This window comes from Pseudonocardia sp. KRD291 (genome assembly GCF_019263595.1).
Lineage (GTDB): Bacteria > Actinomycetota > Actinomycetes > Mycobacteriales > Pseudonocardiaceae > Pseudonocardia.
Genome location: NZ_JADQDD010000399.1, coordinates 1 through 4,492 on the forward strand (window position 1 = coordinate 1; position 4,492 = coordinate 4,492).

Here is a 4,492-nt window from a genome sequence, read left to right on the forward strand (position 1 = left end):
CTGATCCGACAACCTGTACGGACAGGTTCGGCATCCTCCCGCACCGCGGACGACCTGTTGTCCCATTGCGCGGCACGACGGAGGATGGACCGGTGACCGCGAGCCCGAGCACCGCCACCGTGAACCGGTGTCCGGGCTCCGCAGCGGACCCCGCCGTGTCCTGGCACCTGGACCGGTATCTGGAGTGCTTCTGGCCCTCGCGCCGGATCGACGAGTTCGACGGGCTCTGTCCCGGCTCCTGACGCCGTGACGACCGACCCCACCCGCTGACCCGCTCCGCGTCCCGCAGGGCCCGGCACCACCTCGCCCGTCGCGGACGAGGTCGCTCCGACGCGTCCGCACCCGGTCGCGCCTGAGCCCGTCGCGGCTGAGTCCCGTTCCGCCTGCGCCCTGTCGCGCCTGCACCCCGCCGCGCCTGCACCCCTGTCGCGCCTGCACCCCACGAGAGAGACACGCCCGTGCGCACTCTGATCATCTTCGCCCTCGTCGGCTTCGGCGCCCAACTCGTCGACGGCGCCCTGGGCATGGCCTACGGCGTCACGTCGACGTCGTTGCTGCTGGTCGCCGGCATCAGCCCGGCCACCGCCAGCGCCTCGGTCCACCTGGCCGAGGTCGGCACCACGCTCGTGTCCGGCGCCGCACACTGGCGCTTCGGCAACGTCGACTGGAAGCTCGTCCTGCGTCTGGGCGTGCCCGGCGCGATCGGCGCGTTCCTCGGCGCCACCGCGCTGTCCGCACTGGCCACCGACGACGCGGCGCCCTACATGTCCGGCATCCTGCTGGCCCTGGGCGTCTACATCCTGCTGCGCTTCTCGGTCCGCCCGCCGAAGGTCGCCACGGCCCGGACCTCGCCGCACCGGTCGAGGTTCCTGTCCCCGCTGGGGCTGGTCGCCGGGTTCGTCGACGCCTCCGGTGGCGGCGGCTGGGGCCCGGTCGCGACCCCCGCCCTGCTGACCGCGGGCAAGACCGCACCGCGCACCGTGATCGGCTCGGTCGACACCTCCGAGTTCCTGGTCGCCCTGGCCGCGAGCGTCGGGTTCCTGATCGGGCTGGGCTCCGAGGTCCTCGACCCGTGGACGGTCGGTGGGCTGCTCCTCGGCGGTGTCCTGGCCGCCCCGCTGGCCGCGTGGCTGGTCACGAAGGTCCCGGCGCCGGTGCTCGGAACCCTCGTCGGCGGCATCATCATCCTGACCAACGCCCGCACCATCTTCAAGGCCGTCGGTGTCACCGGCGGGGCCCTGACCACCGCCTACGTGGTCATCGCCGCGCTCTGGGCCGCGGCCGTCGTCGTCGCGGTGCGCAAGCTGCGCCGGACCCGCCACACCGAGGCCGTGGTCGAGGACCCGCGCGACGCCGTCACCGTGAACAGCGACTGACAGCGCGGGCCCGGGGCGCGGGACAAGGCCGGGGCAGGGCCGGGGTCAGGCCGCCGTCGTGGCGGCCGCCCCGCCTGCCCGGCCCGAACCCGGGGTGGCGGGGAGCGACTCGAGCACCGCGCGGGCGACCGCGTCGTTGTAGCGCAGGCTCTGGGCGTTCATGCCGGGACGGGTGAAGGCCCCGGCGACCTTGACCGTCGTGTGCGGCCCGACCGCGAACCGGCGGGGGTGCACCCGCCCGTCGGACCGCACGAGTGCGCCGTCCCCGGGCCGGACGGTGATCAGGCCGGTGTTGCGCAGGACGGCCCCGTCGTCGTCGACGAGCACGTCCTCCACGATGTCGCCGGCCGCGGCGAGCGAGGAGATCAGCGCGTCGGTGCTGCGGGCCACGCTCGGGTCCGGCAGCCGGGCGTCGACGAGCACGGTCGAGGTCACCGTGTCGGCGCCGCCGAGGGTGGCGCTGGTGGCCCGGAACAGAGCACCGGAGTCCTGGGCACCGGAGCCCGCGGCACCGGAACCCTGGGCACCGGGCTCCCCGGCCGGCGCGTCGACGTCGACCCGCATCCCGGCGCCCAGGAACTCCACGAACCCGGCCCGGGACAGCGCCAGCATCTGGCGCACCCGGAACCCGGGCGGGCCGCTGGCCACGGCGTTGAAGAAGCTCTGCCACCAGGGCATGTCCGACGCCCTCGACCGCGCGGACAGCACGCCGGAGCCGGAGAGCCGGGTCGTCTCCGAGTACACCGAGAGCATCGCGACGAACGCGCCCAGGTGCGGAGTGTGCCGCGGCTCGACGTGCTGGCGCAGGTCCTCGGCGATCCGCGCGCGCACCAGCGGCTGCAGCGCGGCCATGTCCGGCGCGTGCAGCCCGTCCAGCGGACGGTCCAGTGCGTTCAGATCGAGCCGGTCGAGCGGGTCCGGGACCGCCGCCTCGATCAGCTCGCGCATCCCGTCGGAGTCCCAGTCGAGCCCCTGGTAGCGGGCCGCGAACTCGTCCCAGCCCAGCCGGACCAGCTCCGGGTGCCCGTTGACGAGCTCGTGGTACCAGCCCCAGCCGATCTCCTTGGCCATCAGCGGCCAGACCTGCGTGGTCATGTCGATCCCGCGCCCGCCCGCGGAGGCGATCAGGGCGTCCGTGGCGTCCGGCGTCAGGAACCGCGGCAGCGGCGGGCGCCCGCCGAGCAGCTGGTAGTGGGTCTTGGAGTGGTAGGTCGCCCCGCGCGGGGAGCCCGCGACCAGGCGCGGCTCCTCGCCCGATGGCAGGTAGCGCAGCCGGCCGGGGTCGTCCGGGTCCGGCTCGAAGCGGCCGCCGCGGCCCTCGAACAGCAGCACCACCAGGTCCACGAACGCCAGCCCGAGCCCGCGTGCGAGCACGGTCTCCCCCGGCGCGATCACCGACAGGTCGGAGTCGGTGGTCTGCTCCGGGACCAGGTAGCGCAGGCCCAGCTCGCGGGACCGGTCCCGGAGCGCGCACTCGTCGTCGGTGGGGGTGGCGTCGAGGTGCCCGGAGGCGAGCACGACCGAGTCCACCCGCAGCGGCGCGCCCTCGGCCAGCGTGACGACCTGCGTCCCGCCGTCCTCGGTGAGCGCGGTCGCGACCGTGCGGTGGATGTGCACCCGCAACCCCGGCGGCGCCTGCGCGATCACGTCACGCAGCACCCGGCACAGGTAGTGGCTCTGCAGCCGTCGGCTGGGGAACGTGGACGCGGTGACCTCCGCCAGCTCGGCGGCCAGCTCGGCGCCGAGCTCGGCCTCCGGGTCGCCGTTGTCGCGCAGGTCCTGCGCCCAGTCCCAGAACGACGGGCCGTGCACGATCGGGCCGTCGCAGACGACCGAGTCGTCGGTGTACATCGTGACGTCGGCGGCCATCGAGTTCATCGCCAGCAGCGGGGACTGCTCGTGGCGCCAGATCCGCCCGGCACCGGCCGGGTAGGGGTCGATCAGGTGCACGTCCAGACCCGGCCCGGCCAGTGCGTCGGCGTGCAGCTCGGGGGCGCTGGCGACCAGTCGCTCCAGGATGCCGGCGCCGCGCGGACCGGCGCCGACGATCGCGACCGCGCTCGCGGCGTCGGTACGGCGGGTAGGGGTCGGGGGGTTCATACGCGGCCTCTCCGAAGGGGTGGACGGGTGGCGTCCGCCCCTCAGAGGTCCGCGTGCAGGCGCCCCAGGTCCACGTGCCTGCGCCGCACGAGCCGGGTGCCCATGCCCCCGACTGTAAGCGTGTGCCCCCGGACCGGCCAGTGGCCCGGGCCGGGGTCACGCCGTGTTCACACCCCCGGCGCGGTCCGTCCCGACGGCCAGCACGACGTGCAGCGGGCGCGGCCCGGAGGCCGTCGCGTCGATCGCGGACTCCAGGATCGCGAGCACGACCTGGTGCGTGTCCGGGTCCGCGGCCAGCAGGTCCGCGTCCGCCCAGACCAGCTCGACCGGCCCCTCCGGCAACCACGACAGGTCGGCCAGGCACTCGTCGAGCGCGTCGAGGTTGTGGCCGTAGTAGCCGGGGAAGTGCAGCTGATGCCCGATCGCGCCGAGCAGCGCCGAGCGGTCCGCCGCGCCGTCGACGACGCCGACGGTCGTCGCGCGGTCGCGGGCGCGGGCGACGATCTCGGGGACCGTGCCGGAGTCGTGCGTCAGCGCGCTCATCGGGACACGTCTACCACGACGAAGCTCGCGTAGTGGTCGCCGGTGTAGTAGACCTCGTCGGCCGAGCCGGTCACGATCCGCCGCGCGCCGCGGTCGCTCGAGCCGGGCGTCGGGACGGTGTACTCGTGGTAGTAGCCGCTGGAATTGGCGGGCAGGATGCGCTCGCGGTTCTGGAACACGATGCCGTCGCGGGAGTACGGGAACGGTCCGCCGGACTCGATCAGCCGGTAGGTGTCGGCGGCCTGCGGGGGCAGGCTGCTCAGCGTGCGGACCGGGAGCCCGGAGCCGTCCCCGGGGACCGCGGCGGGCGCGGTGACGGCGGCGGGCGCGGTGACGGCGGGCGCGGTGGCGCCGGGCGTGGCGGACGCCGGGGTGGCGGCGGACGCCGTCGTCGGGACGGCGACCAGCAGCAGTGCGGCGAGGGTCGCGAGGAGGGCCCGGGGGCCGGCCCGCGGGCCGGTCCGGCGGGGCCG

The 4,492-nt window shown here is 75.1% G+C and carries 5 protein-coding genes; 2 read left to right on the forward strand and 3 right to left on the reverse strand.

The features are described from left to right. Positions 1 to 92: 92 nt before the first annotated feature. Positions 93 to 242, forward strand: coding sequence for a hypothetical protein (locus I4I78_RS30620; RefSeq protein ID WP_218614994.1), 150 nt, complete (start codon positions 93 to 95; stop codon positions 240 to 242). Between the two features lie 216 nt (positions 243 to 458). Further along, the gene (locus I4I78_RS30625) at positions 459 to 1,376 is read left to right on the forward strand and encodes a sulfite exporter TauE/SafE family protein (RefSeq protein WP_218614995.1); all 918 of its coding nucleotides are present in this window, start codon (positions 459 to 461) and stop codon (positions 1,374 to 1,376) included. 45 nt (positions 1,377 to 1,421) lie between these two features. Here the strand turns inward: I4I78_RS30625 and I4I78_RS30630 are convergent, their stop codons facing one another. The 3 genes from I4I78_RS30630 to I4I78_RS30640 form a co-directional block, all read right to left on the reverse strand. After that, positions 1,422 to 3,476, reverse strand: a complete 2,055-nt coding sequence (locus tag I4I78_RS30630) for an FAD/NAD(P)-binding domain-containing protein (protein WP_218614996.1) — start codon at positions 3,474 to 3,476, stop codon at positions 1,422 to 1,424. 156 nt (positions 3,477 to 3,632) lie between these two features. Next, positions 3,633 to 4,019 carry a barstar family protein gene (locus tag I4I78_RS30635; protein ID WP_218614997.1) on the reverse strand — a complete coding sequence of 129 codons (387 nt, stop codon included), beginning with the start codon at positions 4,017 to 4,019 and terminating at the stop codon, positions 3,633 to 3,635. After that, positions 4,016 to 4,432 (reverse strand): ribonuclease domain-containing protein, encoded by a 417-nt coding sequence (locus tag I4I78_RS30640; RefSeq protein ID WP_218614998.1) that lies wholly within the window; start codon positions 4,430 to 4,432, stop codon positions 4,016 to 4,018. Before I4I78_RS30640 ends, I4I78_RS30635 begins: the two co-directional genes overlap by 4 nt. Positions 4,433 to 4,492 lie beyond the last annotated feature (60 nt).

Excerpts from the sequence above, each read along its gene's own strand:
- I4I78_RS30630 (WP_218614996.1), bottom strand. The coding sequence starts at position 3,476 with ATGAACCCCCCGACCCCTACCCGCCGTACCGACGCCGCGAGCGCGGTC.
- I4I78_RS30635 (WP_218614997.1), bottom strand. The coding sequence starts at position 4,019 with ATGAGCGCGCTGACGCACGACTCCGGCACGGTCCCCGAGATCGTCGCC.